This is a genomic window from Mesorhizobium sp. M8A.F.Ca.ET.021.01.1.1 (assembly GCF_003998025.1).
Classification (GTDB): domain Bacteria; phylum Pseudomonadota; class Alphaproteobacteria; order Rhizobiales; family Rhizobiaceae; genus Mesorhizobium.
Genome location: NZ_RZSJ01000082.1, coordinates 1 through 15,634 on the forward strand (window position 1 = coordinate 1; position 15,634 = coordinate 15,634).

16 protein-coding genes and 2 pseudogenes are annotated in these 15,634 nt (G+C 62.0%); 12 read left to right on the forward strand and 6 right to left on the reverse strand.

What is annotated here, in order from left to right:
• Positions 1-595, reverse strand: a 595-nt coding sequence (locus EOA36_RS09600; protein ID WP_145969136.1) for a CoA-binding protein, incomplete at its 3' end; no start/stop codon positions are given.
• A gap of 165 nt (positions 596-760) precedes the next feature.
• Here EOA36_RS09600 and EOA36_RS09605 point away from each other — a divergent pair.
• The 5 genes from EOA36_RS09605 to EOA36_RS09625 all read left to right on the forward strand — a co-directional run bounded on the left by EOA36_RS09605 (position 761) and on the right by EOA36_RS09625 (position 5,454).
• On the forward strand, positions 761-2,614 hold the full coding sequence (locus EOA36_RS09605) for a heavy metal translocating P-type ATPase (protein ID WP_127277205.1): 1,854 nt from the start codon (positions 761-763) through the stop codon (positions 2,612-2,614).
• Positions 2,615-2,642: 28 nt separating this feature from the next.
• On the forward strand, positions 2,643-3,092 hold the full coding sequence (gene trxC / locus EOA36_RS09610) for a thioredoxin TrxC (protein ID WP_127277173.1): 450 nt from the start codon (positions 2,643-2,645) through the stop codon (positions 3,090-3,092).
• A gap of 13 nt (positions 3,093-3,105) precedes the next feature.
• On the forward strand, positions 3,106-4,359 hold the full coding sequence (locus EOA36_RS09615; RefSeq protein WP_127277175.1) for an MgtC/SapB family protein: 1,254 nt from the start codon (positions 3,106-3,108) through the stop codon (positions 4,357-4,359).
• Between the two features lie 85 nt (positions 4,360-4,444).
• Positions 4,445-4,831 (forward strand): hypothetical protein, encoded by a 387-nt coding sequence (locus EOA36_RS09620; protein ID WP_127277177.1) that lies wholly within the window; start codon positions 4,445-4,447, stop codon positions 4,829-4,831.
• A 32-nt stretch (positions 4,832-4,863) separates the two neighbouring features.
• A complete protein-coding gene (locus EOA36_RS09625; RefSeq protein WP_127277180.1) occupies positions 4,864-5,454 on the forward strand; it encodes an NAD(P)H-dependent oxidoreductase in 591 nt (196 codons plus the stop codon).
• Positions 5,455-5,484: 30 nt separating this feature from the next.
• On the opposite strand, the gene EOA36_RS09630 is transcribed toward EOA36_RS09625, so the two are convergent.
• Together EOA36_RS09630 and EOA36_RS09635 are read right to left on the reverse strand one after the other, a co-directional pair.
• Positions 5,485-6,468 carry a zinc-dependent alcohol dehydrogenase family protein gene (locus tag EOA36_RS09630; RefSeq protein ID WP_127277182.1) on the reverse strand — a complete coding sequence of 328 codons (984 nt, stop codon included), beginning with the start codon at positions 6,466-6,468 and terminating at the stop codon, positions 5,485-5,487.
• Between the two features lie 151 nt (positions 6,469-6,619).
• Positions 6,620-7,066: a sulfocyanin-like copper-binding protein gene (locus EOA36_RS09635; protein ID WP_245464306.1), complete on the reverse strand. Its 447-nt coding sequence runs from the start codon at positions 7,064-7,066 to the stop codon at positions 6,620-6,622.
• A 306-nt stretch (positions 7,067-7,372) separates the two neighbouring features.
• Between EOA36_RS09635 and EOA36_RS09640 the strand changes: the two genes are divergently transcribed.
• Both EOA36_RS09640 and EOA36_RS09645 read left to right on the forward strand, forming a co-directional pair.
• On the forward strand, positions 7,373-7,651 hold the full coding sequence (locus EOA36_RS09640; protein WP_189343527.1) for a PepSY domain-containing protein: 279 nt from the start codon (positions 7,373-7,375) through the stop codon (positions 7,649-7,651).
• Positions 7,629-8,225: a cytochrome b/b6 domain-containing protein gene (locus EOA36_RS09645; RefSeq protein ID WP_335930847.1), complete on the forward strand. Its 597-nt coding sequence runs from the start codon at positions 7,629-7,631 to the stop codon at positions 8,223-8,225. The genes EOA36_RS09640 and EOA36_RS09645 overlap by 23 nt, the downstream gene beginning before the upstream one ends.
• Positions 8,226-8,348: 123 nt before the next feature.
• On the opposite strand, the gene EOA36_RS09650 is transcribed toward EOA36_RS09645, so the two are convergent.
• Complete coding sequence (locus EOA36_RS09650) at positions 8,349-8,777, reverse strand: plastocyanin/azurin family copper-binding protein (protein ID WP_245464307.1); 429 nt, start codon at positions 8,775-8,777, stop codon at positions 8,349-8,351.
• Positions 8,778-9,108: 331 nt separating this feature from the next.
• Between EOA36_RS09650 and EOA36_RS09655 the strand changes: the two genes are divergently transcribed.
• Positions 9,109-9,756, forward strand: coding sequence for a helix-turn-helix domain-containing protein (locus EOA36_RS09655; RefSeq protein ID WP_127277193.1), 648 nt, complete (start codon positions 9,109-9,111; stop codon positions 9,754-9,756).
• Positions 9,757-9,808: 52 nt separating this feature from the next.
• The gene (locus tag EOA36_RS09660) at positions 9,809-10,324 is read left to right on the forward strand and encodes a GNAT family N-acetyltransferase (protein ID WP_127277196.1); all 516 of its coding nucleotides are present in this window, start codon (positions 9,809-9,811) and stop codon (positions 10,322-10,324) included.
• A gap of 39 nt (positions 10,325-10,363) precedes the next feature.
• Here the strand turns inward: EOA36_RS09660 and EOA36_RS09665 are convergent, their stop codons facing one another.
• Positions 10,364-11,530, reverse strand: coding sequence for an acetate/propionate family kinase (locus tag EOA36_RS09665; protein ID WP_127277198.1), 1,167 nt, complete (start codon positions 11,528-11,530; stop codon positions 10,364-10,366).
• 51 nt (positions 11,531-11,581) lie between these two features.
• A complete protein-coding gene (locus EOA36_RS09670; protein ID WP_127277201.1) occupies positions 11,582-14,005 on the reverse strand; it encodes a phosphoketolase family protein in 2,424 nt (807 codons plus the stop codon).
• A gap of 420 nt (positions 14,006-14,425) precedes the next feature.
• Between EOA36_RS09670 and EOA36_RS38170 the strand changes: the two are divergent.
• The 3 genes and pseudogenes from EOA36_RS38170 to EOA36_RS38780 form a co-directional block, all read left to right on the forward strand.
• Positions 14,426-14,806 (forward strand): annotated as a pseudogene (locus tag EOA36_RS38170) (AGE family epimerase/isomerase); the annotation flags it as partial.
• 51 nt (positions 14,807-14,857) lie between these two features.
• Positions 14,858-15,279, forward strand: a pseudogene (locus EOA36_RS38175) (oligopeptide/dipeptide ABC transporter ATP-binding protein); the annotation flags it as partial.
• Positions 15,276-15,634 (forward strand): ATP-binding cassette domain-containing protein (locus tag EOA36_RS38780; RefSeq protein WP_127277203.1); only part of this gene is annotated, 359 nt, incomplete at its 3' end. The pseudogene EOA36_RS38175 and the gene EOA36_RS38780, both read left to right, overlap by 4 nt.

Here is a 15,634-nt window from a genome sequence, read left to right on the forward strand (position 1 = left end):
GCATGTCGAGGCAGTCCCCCACATCGACATCGGCCATGTCGCCAAGGGAGACGATCTGCGAGAAGCCGACATTGTTGTCGGCCGCCCAGTCGATCAGCGATGTGGCAATGGCGCCGGATTGCGACAGCAGTGCGATGTTGCCGGACTTCGCGGCCATATGCGCAAATCCGGCATTTAGCTTCATCGGCGGGATCATCAGCCCGACGGTGTTCGGCCCGATGATGCGGAAGAGCGTGGGCTTGGCAGCGTCCAGCATCGCCTGACGCAGGCCATTCTCGCGCGTAAGCCCGGCAGTGATCACGACCGCCGTCCGCGTGCCCTTTTCAGCAAGGTCGCGCACGATGCCGGGAACTGTCTCAGGCGGCGTAACGATGACACCAAGGTCTGGGACGTCAGGCAGATCCGCCGCTTCAGCATAGCATTGCCGATCGGCGATCTGCGAATATTTCGGGTTGACCGGCCAGATGTCGCCCTCGAAGCCACCGCTGACGATGTTGTCGAAAACGACATGGCCGACGGAGCCTTCGCGCACCGACGCACCGAAGACAGCAACGGACTTCGGGGCGAACGCATGTTCGAGATTTCGGATCGTCACCCCTTGTGTCTCCTGTTAGCGGCGATAATCGCCGGTCGATCTTGCCCGTTCGTTGCGTTGGATCAAAGCGTTCTGTGGTTCTCGCGACTAGCTGTTGCCCGAGTTCGACGCGCTCGTCAGCGCTGACGAAAATTGGCGAGCATCGATCAGATCGGAAGGCATCGCATGAACGAGTCCATCCTGCGACGCGCATTGCTGGTGATTGCCATCCTGGGTCTCGCCGTTGGGATCGGAGCGTGGCGAACCGGGCTCGGGCCCCTTGAGGCCGACACGATCTGGACGGTGGCGACGTTGCCCGTGGTAGCGGCTCTCGCCATCTCCATCCTGCGCGATTTCTGGATCGGCCGCTTCGGTGTCGATGCTATTGCGCTGGTGTCGATGTCCGCCGCGCTGTTTCTTGGCCAACCCTTGGCGGCAGTGGTGGTCGCGATTATGTATGCCGGCGGCACGGTGCTTGAGGATTTCGCTCGCGGCCGCGCGGAACGGAACCTCAAGGCATTGACCGACCGATCGCCGCGTGTCGCCCACCGAACGTCAACGCTGGGGACAGAAACCATCTCCGTCGAGGACGTTGATGTCGGCGACGAGATTCTGGTCCGGGCCGGCGAACTGCTCCCCGTCGATGGCATCCTGCTTGATGCTTCGGCCTCTCTCGACGAGTCCGCAGTGAGCGGAGAACCCCTGCCGGAACGGCGCAGCGCGGGGGATGTGCTGCGCAGCGGCACCGTCAATGCGGGCGAGACCTTCAGCATGCGGGCTTCTGCCCTCGCGGAACAGAGCACTTATGCCGCGATCGTACGCATGGTCGCTGCAGCGCAGACCGCGAAATCTCCATTCATTCGCATGGCCGACCGCTTTGCCCTGTTCCTTCTGCCAGCCACACTGCTGGTTTCCGGCGCCGCCTGGTATGTTTCCGGCGACCCAATCAGAGCGCTTGCGGTGCTGGTCGTCGCAACGCCCTGCCCGCTCATCCTTGCTGCCCCCGTTGCATTCATCGGCGGCGTCTCGCGTGCCGCGCGTGCCGGCATCCTTATGAAAGGCAGCACGGCGCTGGAGGCTCTAGCGCAAGTCCGAACCGCGATCTTCGACAAGACGGGGACCTTGACCATCGGTGGCGCCGAGCTCATCGAAATCGAAGCCGCACCCGGCAGTGACGCGAACCATCTGCTGCAGCTGTTGGCATCCCTGGAACAGGCCTCACACCATGTGCTCGCCGACTCGATCATCCGGGAGGCGCGCGGCAGACAGCTGATGCTTTCGCATCCGCGTGATGTCCGCGAGCATCGCGGCGCAGGCCTGAAGGGCCGGGTCGAGAACATTGCGATCGCCTCCGGATCGCGGGCTCTTGTGCTCGCCGACAGTCCCCTGCCCAACTGGGCGAAAGGGGGCGAAGAAAAATACCGGGACGAGGCGGTGCTCAGGGTCTTTGTAGCACTCGGCGGGCAGCTTGCCGGTGTTTTCACGTTCGGCGACGCCCTGCGTGTTGATGCGCATGACGCACTCGGCAAGCTGCGCTCCGCTGGCATTGATCGCATGATCATGCTCACAGGCGACGACGGCGTGGCGGCCAAGCGCATCTCCGCCCGGCTCGACCTCGACGCCCTGGTCGCCGATGCGACCCCTGCCGAAAAAGTCGCGACGGTCACAGCCGAGAAAGCCTTGGCGCCGACGATGATGGTCGGCGACGGCATCAACGATGCACCCGCTCTTGCCGCCGCGACGGTCGGCGTCGCCATGGGCGCGCGTGGGGCGACGGCCTCTTCCGAGGCGGCGGACGTCATCGTGCTGACCGACAGGCTGCTGCCTGTCGCCGATGCCGTCCGGATTGCACGGCGAACGCGATCGATCGCCTTGCAAAGCATCATTGCCGGACTGGCGCTGTCGGGGCTGGCAATGATCGCAGCGGCCATGGGGCAGATCACGCCGGTTGCCGGAGCGCTACTTCAGGAAGGGATTGACGTGGCGGTTATCCTGAACGCTTTGCGGACCCTTGGCGATGGACATCTGTGGCGCGCATAGTGGTCGAGAACAAGTTCGGTGAATGGCCATGGCACAGCAAAATCTGGTGGTTTGCAGCAAATGCGGCGGAGTCAATCGCCTGCCGCCGTCACGAAATGCCAGTGAGGCAAAATGTGGAAAGTGCGGGACCAGACTGTTTTCAGGTCACCCCCCGGACGTCGACGCCAAGACGTTCGATCACCAGATTACGCGAAGCAGTATTCCCGTTGTCGTCGACATCTGGGCACCTTGGTGCGGCCCCTGCAAGATGATGGCGCCGGCCTGTGAAGCGGCGGCAATCGAACTGGAGCCACATGTTCGCCTGATCAAACTCAATTCCGAAAATGAGCAATCTGTCGCGGCAAGGCTCGGCATTCGCGGCATCCCGACCATGATTCTGTTCCATGGCGGACGCGAACTCGCGCGCACATCTGGCGCAATGACGGCAGGCCAGATCGTCAGGTGGGTTCGCGACCGCCTGCCGACGGTGACCGCCTGAAGTCGTCGCGCCAATGGATCCGCTCATCGCCCGGCTTGGACTGGCCCTCGCAATAGGTCTCCTTGTAGGCTTGGAGCGTGGTTGGCAAGAGCGGGATGCGCCCGACCGCAGTCGCACAGCTGGCATCCGGACATTCGGCATATCCGGGCTGCTTGGTGGCGTGCTCGCGGCGCTGGCCAGTGCACTAGGCTCCGTATCGGTGCTCGTCGGAGGCTTCATCGCCTTTGCGGCAATCTTTGCCTGGTACAAGGCGCGTGAGGCTGCCCATGACGAGGATTTCAGCGTCACGAGCGTGATCGCAGGCCTGGGCGTTTTCGCCCTTGGCGCGCTTTCCGTAGCCGGCGATTATCGGGCTGCTGCTGCGGGCGGGGCGGCACTGGCGGCAATCCTGGCCAGCCGAGAAGTCCTGCACGGTCTTTTGAAGCGACTGACCTGGGTCGAACTGCGTTCGGCGCTGATCCTGGCAGTGATGACGGCGATCGTCTTACCCCTGTTGCCAAACCGGACGATGGACCCGTGGGGCGGTTTCAATCCTTGGGAAGTTTGGTTCCTGACGGTGCTGATGGCCTCGATATCGTTCGCCGGCTACGTGGCTGTTCGCATTCTGGGAAATACGCGTGGGCTGCTGGTCAGTTCGCTCGTCGGTGCGATCGTCTCTTCCACAGCGGTGACCTTGGCGCTTGCCCGCAATGCCGCGTCGGGCGGCAATCCACTGCCGCTCGCCGGGGCGGCATCCCTGGCTGCAATGGTTTCGGTGCTCCGCGTCTGCGCCGTGATTCTGATCATAGAGCCAGGCGTGTTCGCTTCGGTCGCTATAGCGGCGATGGCAGCCGCGCTCGCCTTCGCTGTCTGCGGCGCATTGCTGATGACTCGCGACAGCGGGAATGAGGAACGCAGCGCTATTGCGCGCAATCCATTCGAGCTGGGTCCGCTGTTGCTGTTCGCGCTGCTCTTCGCGCTTGTCGCGACCGCAAGCGCTGGATTGGCAGCTCAATTCGGCAGCCGCGGCTTGCTGGTTACCTCAGCGCTGGCAGGCACGTTCGATGTCGACGTCTCGGTGCTCAGTGCCTTGCGGCTGGTCAAGTATTCGGTCCCCGTCGAGACTGTCGGTCAGGCTGTGCTGGCGGCACTGGCGGCAAATGCGATCGGCCGCCTGTCACTGGCGGTATTTGCCGGTCCGATCAGGTTCTGGGTGCCGCTGGCCGGCGCAACCCTGACCGCTGCGACCGCCGGCTATGGCGCCATGTTGTCGCCTGGCCCGGGATAGAAGCGCGGTTCTTGAGCCATCTTTGATGCGGATCAAGGGGCAGGCCCAGCTACGGCTCTATGGGACTCCTTAAAAGGAGTTCGCCATGACCAGTTTGAAGGACCTTACCCCGAAATTCCGCCATGTCCGGCTGCTGCTAGCCCGCGAGAAGGATCACCCGGGAGGAGATCGTGAAGAGGGTTACGACGTGCTGGCTCCGCTGAACGGCGAAGGGCGTATCGATGCCGAAGAATGGAAATCGCACAGGGCCTCATGTCGAGTTCGCCGCTTTCGGACTGGCGAGGAGGATCTGATCGGCCGGCTGAGACGCAAGCCCGGCGGGCAGTGGTATTTCGACTACGCCGAAGGCGACCGCGATGACGAAATCGGCTTTCATCTCGGCGACGAACGGTTCGTGACCGGTGAATATGTGTCGATCGAGCGCAACGGCACCATGCACACCTACCAGGTGGCAAGGGTCGAGCGGCCATGACGCGGCAACGCCTGGCTCCCGGGGAGTAGACCATGTCGCGACGCATCCTGATAGTGGTCGGCCATCCAGACTCGTCCCCGGATCGGCTCTGCCGCGGTCTTGCCGACGCCTATGGCGAGGGCGCGGGAAAGGCAGGGCATGGTGTCCGCCGGGTCGATCTGGGGGCAATCGATTTTCCGATGCTTCGGACGATGCAGGAGTTCGAGCATGGTGCGGTTCCCGATGAGTTGAAAGAAGCAGCCGAGGCGATCGTGTGGGCTGAGCATGTCGTCTTTGTCTTTCCGCTGTGGCTTGGAACCATGCCGGCCATACTCAAGGCATTTCTGGAACAGGTCATGCGGCCGGGAACGGCCTTTGCCTATCCGGACAAGGGCGGCGGCTTCACCAAGACATTGCTTCGTGGCCGCTCGGCGCGCGTCGTGGTGACGATGGGCATGCCTTCCGTCGTGTATCGGCTATGGTTCCTCGGACACGGCATCGCCGGCCTGAAGCGAAGCATTCTGCAATTTGTCGGCATCAGTCCGGTACGCGAGACCTTGTTCGGCATGGTCGCTGGAGCCAGCGATGCGACCCGTGCGAAGTGGATCCGGCATATGCGCGAACTGGGTGGACGGGCCAGATAACGCTCCCACATAACGCTCGTTGAATGCCGATCACGGCACCAGGACGGCGGCGCCGCTCAATCTGCCTTGCCTCACATCGTCCAATGCCTGATTGGCCTGTTCCAGCGGGTAGACCTTGGTGTACGTGTGCACCCGAGCGCGCCTGGCAATGGGAAAGAACTCTTCGGCGTCGCGGCGCGTCAGGTTTGCAACCGACACCAGTTCACGCTCTTCCCAGAGCAACTCGTAGGCCATCGCCGGAATGTCGCTCATGTGGATGCCGCCGCAAACCACCCGGCCGCCCTTGCGCACGGCACCAAGTGCGATCGGCACCAGGTCACCCACAGGAGCGAAGATGATCGCGGCATCGAGCTGCCTGGGCGGAAGCTCCTCCGACCCGCCCGCCCACGTCGCGCCGAGCGAGCGGGCGAATTCCCGTGCTTCACTGTCGCCGGGCCGGGTGAAAGCGAAGATGTCACGACCCTGCCAGATTGCGATCTGCGCAACGATATGTGCAGCGGCACCGAAGCCGTAGATCCCGAGCCGCTTGCCGTCACCGGCCTTCTTCAGGCATCGCCAGCCGATCAGGCCAGCGCAAAGCAACGGCGCCTGCGATACGGGGTCGGCATCCGTGTCCAGATCGAAGGCGAATTGCGCGTCGGCAATGACATGGCTGGCGAAGCCGCCATCGCGTGTATAACCCGTGAAATCTGGCTGATCGCAGAGATTTTCATTCTCCGCGACACAGTAGGGACAATGCCCGCAAGTGTGCCCAAGCCAAGGCACGCCAACCCTGCGCCCGATCCTGGAACGCGCCACGCCTTTGCCGACGGAATCGATAGTGCCGACGATTTCGTGACCCGGAATGAGCGGCAGTTTTGGATGACGCAGATCGCCATCAATGACATGCAGATCGGTCCGGCAGACAGCGCATGCCTCGATCCTCAACCTGATCTCACCGGGTCTCGCTATGGGATCAGGCCTGTCGACCAGCTTCAATGGCACGCCGATGTTTTCGAGCACCATCGCTCTCATGACGTGCTCCATGTTGCCCCGGAAAAACAAATGCCGTGACTGCCCAGCCTCCGCCGTGGCGCGGCCAAACCGACAAGGCCGGCGATCCCGGCAGGCTTTCGAAAACTGCGGCAGTCACAGGTTCCGGCCAGGCGGCTGCCTGCTTCATTATCTATGGCTCGACGGTGAATTCGGCCCACATGCCGGCTCCATAGTGACCTGGCACGTTGCAGATAAGCAGGTATTTTCCAGCCTTCAGCTCGACGGTCAACGTGCCTGATTTTCCCGGATCAAGCTCCGAAACTTCGCCCTTGTCGCCAGCCTTGTCTTCGTCGACGCGGTTCTCGGCTTCAAGGTAAGGAAGCGGCTTGCCGGGATCGGCAAGGTGCATCACGATCATTTCGTGGACGGTGTCCTTGGAGTCATTCTTCACATTGAATGTGACCTCTCCGGCCTTTGCCACACTTGGCAAAGCCTTGATGCCCATGGTCGCCTTGGCGAGATCGAGGCCCGGCGCTGCATACGCAAGACCCATCGGCATCTCCGTGCTCGCGCCCTTGTCCCAGAGCGAAACCTGGACGAGCGCGTCAGCCTGGGCGGCGCCGGCATGGCTAGCCATGAGCATTGCAGCAGCAAGCCCAAATGTTGCTTTCCTCAATACGGTTTTCATGGCGATCCTCTTTCCGGGTGGGCAGCAGAAGTGCTCTACATCCGGCCGTCATCCTGCTCACGACGTCACCCGCCGTCCTTGCGCCAGATCAAATTGATCGGCGCGGCCCCGATCGGTACCGATGATACAATTGTCAGCCAGTTGTCAGCTTGAATTGATTATTTCGCTCCAATGGCGGTGAGAATCGCCGTCTGGACGATCGAAGATTCACCTGCGGGCGCAACATCGGCGCCCAACCTTCCGAATGGAGTCATCATGTATCGCACACTCGTTTTCGCCGCTTTGGCAGGCATGATCGCGGGACCGGCGCTCGCCGCCGGCGGCAGCTGCAGCACCGCCCCAAAATCGCAATTCAAGCCCAAGGCAACACTGGAAGCACAATTGACTGGCGAAGGCCTCACCGTGCGGCAGATCAAGGTCGAGAAGGGCTGCTATGAGGTCTACGCGGTCGACAAGGCGGGCAAAAAGGTCAATCTGGCCTACAATGCCGAGACCCTTGAAAAGCTCGACAATGCCGAAGCCGGCGAAAATTGATCAGAACGTTCCGGCAGCAGCAGGCGCGCACCCATTGCCGCCGATGGTGCGCGTCTGGGATCGGGCCGTGAGGAGTTTCCATTGGGCATTGGTGCTCAGCTTCGTCACGGCCTGGCTCACCTCCCATTCCTCGGAGGGTATCCACCACTGGGCCGGATACGCCGCCGCCGCCCTCATCGGCATAAGGCTTCTGTGGGGTGTTCTTGGTACCCGCTATGCGCGGTTCTCCCAATTCGTGCGTGATCCGGCGACTGTCGCGCGTTATCTCTCGGCAATACTGAGCGGCCGCGAGGCCCGATATATCGGCCACAATCCGGCTGGCGGCGCGATGGTGATCGTCTTGATCGCGGCGATGGCTTCAACCGCTCTTACCGGCTGGCTGATGACGACCGACGCCTATTTCGGTGTGCCCTGGGTCGAAGCCGCACATAGCCTGGCGGCGCACGGCCTGTTGCTCCTCGTCTTGCTTCATATTGGCGGTGTCGCCCTGGCAAGCTTTCGCCACCGCGAAAACCTGGTCCGAGCCATGATCACCGGACGAAAACGCAGCGCCGAACCGGCGGACATCGCTTGACGATCGGCCAATCATCAACCCGGCGCCGTATCGGGCGCAAGCGGTAGCGGTCTCGATCGGGGAAGCAATGAACAGCAACCCGCCGCGCCTTTTGGCGGGCGGGTTGCAGCGTTGGATCACCGTCTACTTGACCAGGATCGTTGCCCACATTCCATTCATGAAATGACCGGGGATATTGCAAAAAACGGCATAGCTGCCCGGCTTGAGGTCCAGGGTCAGCGATCCGGTTTTGCCTGGATCGAGTTCGGAAACCTCGCCGAGATGGCCGGCCGCATCCTCGTTGACGCGATTTTCATTTTTCACATACGGCAATGCGGTCTTTTTCGCATCCGCGGCCGGCACGACGATCATTTCGTGAACCGTGTCCTTGGACGTATTGCTGACTTTGAAGGTAACCTCGCCCGCGGGTACGACGGTCTTGTCCAGCTTGATGGCCATCGTCGCCATGCTCATGTTTGCCGGCATGCCCATCCCCATCTTGGCGTCCGGGTTCACGGCACCGTCCTTGTCCCAAAGCTTTACGTTGACGGTCGTGTTGGCGAAGGCTGGCACCGACGCCGTCAAGAGGACCAAGACCAGTCCGGACTTGAAAAACTGCATGTTAGAATTGCTCCTGATCGCGTGCGGCGACCCCGCAGCCGATGGTTTTGAAGAATCATTTCCGGTCGCAGCGCCGGGCTAGCGCGGCCAAGCTGACAACAGGCTGACAATGGAGACAGGGCCGGAAGAGGCGACACCCTCGCGCCAAGCCGGCGCATCGAATCTGCTCTGGACATGAGCGGGCCGGCGCGTGCCTAGGTAGTTTCCCGTAGGGACAAAACCGAATTTCGCGACCCGCGGATTCGCGCGATTGCTGTGTCGCGAAACAACCTGGACAACAGCCATGCACGCTTACACCGCCTCCAGAATTTCATTGCCGTCGCATTCTGCTCAGCCAAGCCTGCCAGTGGCCCTCGACTCGGAAACGCAACAGCCGGTCAGCTTCTTTCCCGCCGGTTCGGAGATTTATGCTCAAGGCGAGAAGGCTGGCGCTTTCTACCAGGTCGAATTCGGCGCCGTACGCATCTATCGCCTGCTCGCGGACGGCCGCCGGCAGATTAGCGCCTTCCACCTCGCCGGAGAGACGTTCGGCTTCGAAGGCGACACGACGCATCATTTCTTCGCCGAAGCGATCAATGCCACCGGGGTACGCGCCTTCCGCTTCAGCGCTGGAGCGGACATGTCCCATCAGTTGCTTCCCCTGGCACTCAAGGGCCTGACGAGGGCGCAGGAGCACCTCCTTGTCCTCGGTCGTCAGAACGCCATCGAACGTGTCGCCGCCTTCCTGGTCGACATGATGGAGCGGCAAGGTGGATTGCGGCAGGTGGAGCTGCCGATGTCGCGCATGGACATCGGCGACTATCTCGGACTCACTATCGAGACCGTGTCGCGGGTTTTCACCCGGCTGAAGGATAAGGGCGTGATCCGCCTGCTCAACCTGCGCAGCGTCGAAATCCTCAAGCAGGATGTGTTGCAGACCATGGGCGTATGAGCCCTCCCAAGCAGACAGCGTAACGTCAGCCTCAGATCAGGACCCTGTTGTCATGCACCATACACTTACCACCCACACCGGATTTCGCTTCGAAGTGCGCCGCGCGTACCCTGAGGATGAGCCAACGCTGGCCGAGTTCTTCACCCATGTGACCCCGGACGACCTGCGCTTTCGCTTTCTCGGCGCTGTGAAGGAGGTCTCGCATGAACGGCTGGTCGCGATGACGCGTTCAGACGACGCCCACATCCATAATTTTCTAGCCTTCTCCACCGACGGAATGCTGATCGCGGTTGCAACGCTGGCAAGCGATGCCGCCGATCGAAACGGTGAGGTCGCGATCTGCATTCGTGCGGATCGCAAGCATCTGGGCGTTGGTTGGGAGTTGCTCGCTTATATCGCGAACTATGCCGAAGACCTCGGCCTGGAAGCGATCGAGTCGATCGAGAGCCGCGAGAACCGTGCCGCGATCGAGGTCGAGCGCGACATGGGCTTCACCGTCACGACCGATCCCGACGATGCGACGCTGGTCCTGGTTCGACGGGAGCTGGGGGCGCGATCAGCCGCTTAGCTGCCTTGGCCCCTTCCGGGCCGTTGTGGGCGCGGCAGGTCAAAAGACGAGCATGTCCGCGGCCACAGCGCATTCTTCATCCGCAGGAATGACAAGGACATCGACGCGGGAAGTCGCGTTGCTGGCCAGTTCCTCGCCCTCTCGGTTTCGCTTCTCGTCGAGATCGACTCCAAGCCAGGCAGCGGCACCGCAAATCCTCTCCCGGACCAACGGCGCGTTTTCGCCGATGCCAGCCGTGAACACCAGCGTGTCCAGTCCTCCCATGGCAGCGGCCAGCGATCCAATCTCACGTCCGATCCGATAAACGAAGAGCGCGACAGCCTCGGCGGCGGCGGGATCGTCCGAGGCGATCAACGTCCGCATATCACCCGATATTCCAGACACTCCGAGCAGGCCCGATTGCTCGTAGAGAAGCGTGACCATTTCGTCTCCAGACAGTCGCCGTTCCTGCAGCAAGTGAAGGATAATCCCCGGGTCGAGCGCGCCACAGCGCGTGCTCATCACCAGGCCGTCGAGCGTCGAAAACCCCATCGTCGTGGCGATGCTTCGTCCGGCGGCCATCGCGCACAGGCTGGCGCCACTGCCGAGATGGGCAACGATCGCCCGACCGCCGGCGTGCGCGCCGTATCGGTCACGCAGCTTCGCAGCGATGTGACTGTAGGACAGCCCATGAAAGCCGTAGGAAACGATGCCCGCGTCAGTCATCGCGCACGGCAGCCCGTAGATTTTGGCGAGCTCCGGTCTGGTCGAATGAAACGCCGTGTCAAAGCAACCGACCTGGAGGGCCTGCGGCAAGATTTCAGCGGCCAGCGCGACAATCTCGAGATTGATCCGCTGGTGGATGGGCGCCAGCGGCTCCAGCAGGCGCAGTGCTTTGAGCGTGCGTTCGTCGAGCAGCGTCGCTTCGGTGAAGTCACGCCCACCGTGAACGATCCTGTGTCCTACCCTGTCGATGCGGCGCAGGAGATCGTTTTCGGCGAGCACGGATGCAACCGCCGCGAACGCCTTGCCCATACCGATCGGTGCTTCGCCCAAGCTCTTGTCGAACTTTGACCTGCCGGCCGCAGCCTCGACTCGCAGCCGCGGTTGTTGACCGAGAGAGGAGACATTGCCGCGCAGCAGCAGCGGGAGCTCACCGCGTCGCTCGAAAACGGCGAACTTCAGGCTCGAAGAACCGCCGTTCAGGACAAGGATCGCATCGGTCATGAAGCCATCCTATATGTTGCCGTTTCCTTGCGCTTGCGAACGGGCATCCGCTCAATCTGGACGCCTCGGCCCCGCATCGGCATCCTGTTCCCACTTCCACTCAAGGATTTCCGGCATATCCTGCCCTTGGGCGCGAATATAGGCTCGATGTTCAAGCAGCTTGCTGTCCATCGCCTGCTTAACCCCGACCCGCATGCTCTTCAGTCGTGGAACCCAATCTACGACGCTTTGGACGATATGAAAGCGGTCAAGGCCGTTCAGCACCGTCATGTCGAAGGGCGTCGTGGTCGTGCCCTCCTCATTGTAGCCGCGCACATGGATGTTGTCGTGGTTGGTGCGTCGATAGGTCAGGCGATGGATGGTCCAGGGATAGCCGTGATAGGCGAAGATCACCGGCTTGTCGGCGGTGAACAGCGAATCGAACTCGCGGTCCGACAGGCCGTGCGGATGATATTCCTTAGGCTGAAGGGTCATCAGGTCGACAACATTGACCACCCTGATCCTGAGATCAGGAGCCTGTTGCCTAAGGATCTGCACTGCGGCCAGCGTTTCGAGGGTCGGGACGTCGCCAGCGCAAGCCATCACGACGTCGGGCTCAGCTCCATCGTCCGTTGACGCCCAGTCCCAGACGCCGATCCCCGCCCTGCAGTGAACGATTGCCTTGTCCATCGACAGCCACTGCCAAGATGGCGGCTTGCCGGCGACGATGATGTTGATGCGGTTCCAGGTCTGCAGCACATGGTCGGTCACGCACAGCAAAGTGTTGGCGTCCGGTGGCAGGTAGACGCGCACGATGCCGGCCTTCTTGTTGAGGGCGACGTCGATGAATCCGGGGTCCTGATGGCTGAAGCCGTTGTGTTCCTGATGCCAGACATGGCTCGACAACAGGTAGTTCAGCGACGCGATGGGCCGCCGCCATGGGATGTCACGGCAGGCGTCAAGCCATTTCGCATGCTGGTTGAACATGGAATCGACGATGTGGATAAACGCCTCGTAGCAGGAAAACAGGCCATGGCGCCCGGTAAGCAGGTAGCCTTCCAGCCAACCTTGGCAGGTGTGCTCAGAGAGGATTTCGAGAACCCGGCCATCGCGTCCCAGATGAACGTCTTCGCGCAGGATCTTTTCCATCCAGCCACGTTCGGTCACCTCAAACACGTCCTGAAGGCGGTTCGAGGCAGTCTCGTCAGGGCCGACGATCCGGAAGTTCTTCGAAGCCTCGTTCAACTGCATGACATCTCGCAAGAAACTGCCCATGGCCCGCGTCGACTCGGCCTTGATGGCGCCGGGGCGCTCGAGCGCAATGGCGTGGTCATGCAGCCCGGGCAGTTCGAGAGACCTGCGCAGCAGGCCGCCATTGGCGTGCGGGTTTGCACTCATTCGTTTCGTTGCCTGGGGTGCCGTGGCACGGATCGCGGCGACAGGAGCGCCGGCAGCGTCGAACAGCTCCTCGGGCCGGTAGCTTTTCAGCCATTCCTCGAGCAGCTTGAGATGCGCGGGGTTTTCCGCAAGGCCTGACAAGGGAACCTGATGCGAGCGCCAGAAGCCCTCGGTCTTCAGGCCGTCGACCTCTTTCGGGCCGGTCCAGCCCTTGGGGCTGCGCAACACGATCATCGGCCATTTTGGTCGTGACGCGGTCGCCGCAGGTCCGTTGCGTGCGGCATGCTGGATAGCCTGGATCTGATCAAACGCATCGTCGAGAACGCTCGCCATCCGCTCATGCATCAGAGCCGGCTCGTCGCCTTCCACGAACAGCGGCTCATAGCCGTAGCCAGCAAACAGCGCGCGCAATTCGTCTTCGGGAATGCGAGCCAGAATGGTTGGATTGGCGATCTTGTAGCCGTTCAGATGCAGGATCGGCAGCACCGCCCCGTCGCGCGCAGGGTTGAGGAATTTGTTGGAATGCCACGCGGCTGCCAGTGGTCCGGTTTCAGCCTCGCCGTCACCGACGACGCAGGCGACCACAAGATCCGGATTATCGAAAGCCGCGCCATAGGCATGCGAGAGCGAATAGCCCAACTCGCCGCCCTCATGGATCGAGCCGGGCACATCTGGTGCTGCATGGCTCGGGATACCGCCGGGAAACGAAAACTGCCGGAACAGCTTGCGCATCCCCTGCTCGTCCATTGCGATGTCGGGATTGAGCTCGCTGTAGGTGCCCTCCAGATAGGTATTCGCCACCATTGCCGGGCCGCCATGGCCGGGGCCGCAGACATAGATCACATTCGCGTCCCTGAGCCGGATCGCGCGATTGAGGTGCGCATAGATGAAGCTTAAGCCGGGCGACGTTCCCCAGTGGCCGAGGAGACGCGGCTTGACGTGCTCCAGCCGCAACGGCTCGCGCAGCAGCGGATTGTCGAGCAGGTAGATCTGGCCAATCGTCAGATAGTTGGCAGCGCGCCAATAGGCATCGATGTCCTGCAATTCATGCTCGGAAGGCTGGCTCGATTGGGCAAGTAGAGAGGTGTGTTGGGTCATGTCTGGCTCCATTGCCTCTCGGTGCATCTCGCCGTACCGCGACATGCGCCTGTGCCATCGATCTGCAGTGAATGGACACAAACGCTTCCCGCGCTGTTTGGTTCACAGTCAACCGGCCACCGGCACCTAAGGACTTGCGATAATTGCTGTTCGTGACATCAGTAGTAGCGCTGGATCGCGCACGCTTTGATCCACCGCAAAAAAGGCGAGAGAGCGGGGTCGGCCGGTTCGACGCAACCCACAGCCAAAATCTGCGCTGTCACGACATCTGCCTAAGATTGTCCAGGTGTCTGTTGGCGGCCCAGGATCGAACGACGTCCAGCCCCGCGGCGCGATGCCGCCAATCTTCATTCTGCGGCCTGGATCGGCGGCTCTCGGCCGGGTTATGCCAGAACGATTGATCGCGTCGCCCGCTCGGCTGTGGACGAGACCCGCGACCTTTACGACAATGCCTGCGTGCTATTAGCGCTCGCCGCCCTTTTCGCAGCCACGGACCGCATCGCCTATCGCAAGCAGATCGAAATTTTGCTCACGGCCATCGACACGACTCTCGCCGATCCGGCGGGCGGCTGGGCCGAGGACGAGCATGGGACGTTGCCCCGGCGGCAAAATCCACATATGCATCTGTTCGAAGCCTGCCTGGTGCTTGCAACGAAAACGCGGGACGCTTCGCATCGCCGCCGCCTGGACGGGCTCTATACGCTGTTCCTCGAACAGTTTTACAATCGGGGCGCGGGTCCCTTGTGTGAATTCTTCGGGCCGGCTTGGGAAAGAGCCCCGAAATTCCAATCCGAAAGGCTGGATCCCGGCCATATGTGCGAGTGGACCTGGCTATGCATCGATATTCCGACGCTTTCGGTCCAGGCACAGATCACCGCGCTGCTGAAACGCATCTGCCGCGACAGGGGAACCGCCGTGATGCTGGTTACCCACGACATGGGCGTGATCGCGGAAACCGCCGACCGCGTGGCGGTAATGTATGCCGGGCGCATCGTCGAAATCGGGCCGGTCGATGACATCATCCGCCGGCCGCAACATCCCTACACGCGCGGATTGATCGGATCCCGAGCCTGGTGACGCGTCACGAGCGTCTCGTCCAGATTGACGGCGCGATGCCGCGTCTGAATTCCATGCCGCCCGGCTGTGCTTTCCATCCGCGCTGCGTTCTGGCGGATACGCGCTGCCGTACCGCTCTGCCGCCCTTGCTGGCGAATGGCCCGGGCACGGCAGCCTGCTGGAACCTTGCCGCCGGCGATGCCGTGGAGGCAGCATGACAAACTTGCTCGCCAAACCGACGCTGCGCGTCGACGATGTCGCCTGTTTCTTCGACGTTTCGCCGTCGTGGTTCGACCGTACGGTGATGCGCAAACCGCAACGCACGCTCAAGGCGGTCGACGGCCTGAGTTTTGTGATCCCGCGCGGCACCACGTTTTCGATCGTCGGCGAATCCGGCTGTGGGAAATCGACATTGGCGCGCCTGGTGGTCGGACTGTATCAGCCGACGCGCGGCAGGCTTTCGTTTGCGAACGGCAGCGGTCGCGATGGTTTGGTGCGCACCCAGATGATCTTCCAGGATCCCTTCGCCAGCCTCAATCCGCGTTGGCGCGTCGGCGCCATCATCGCCGAGCC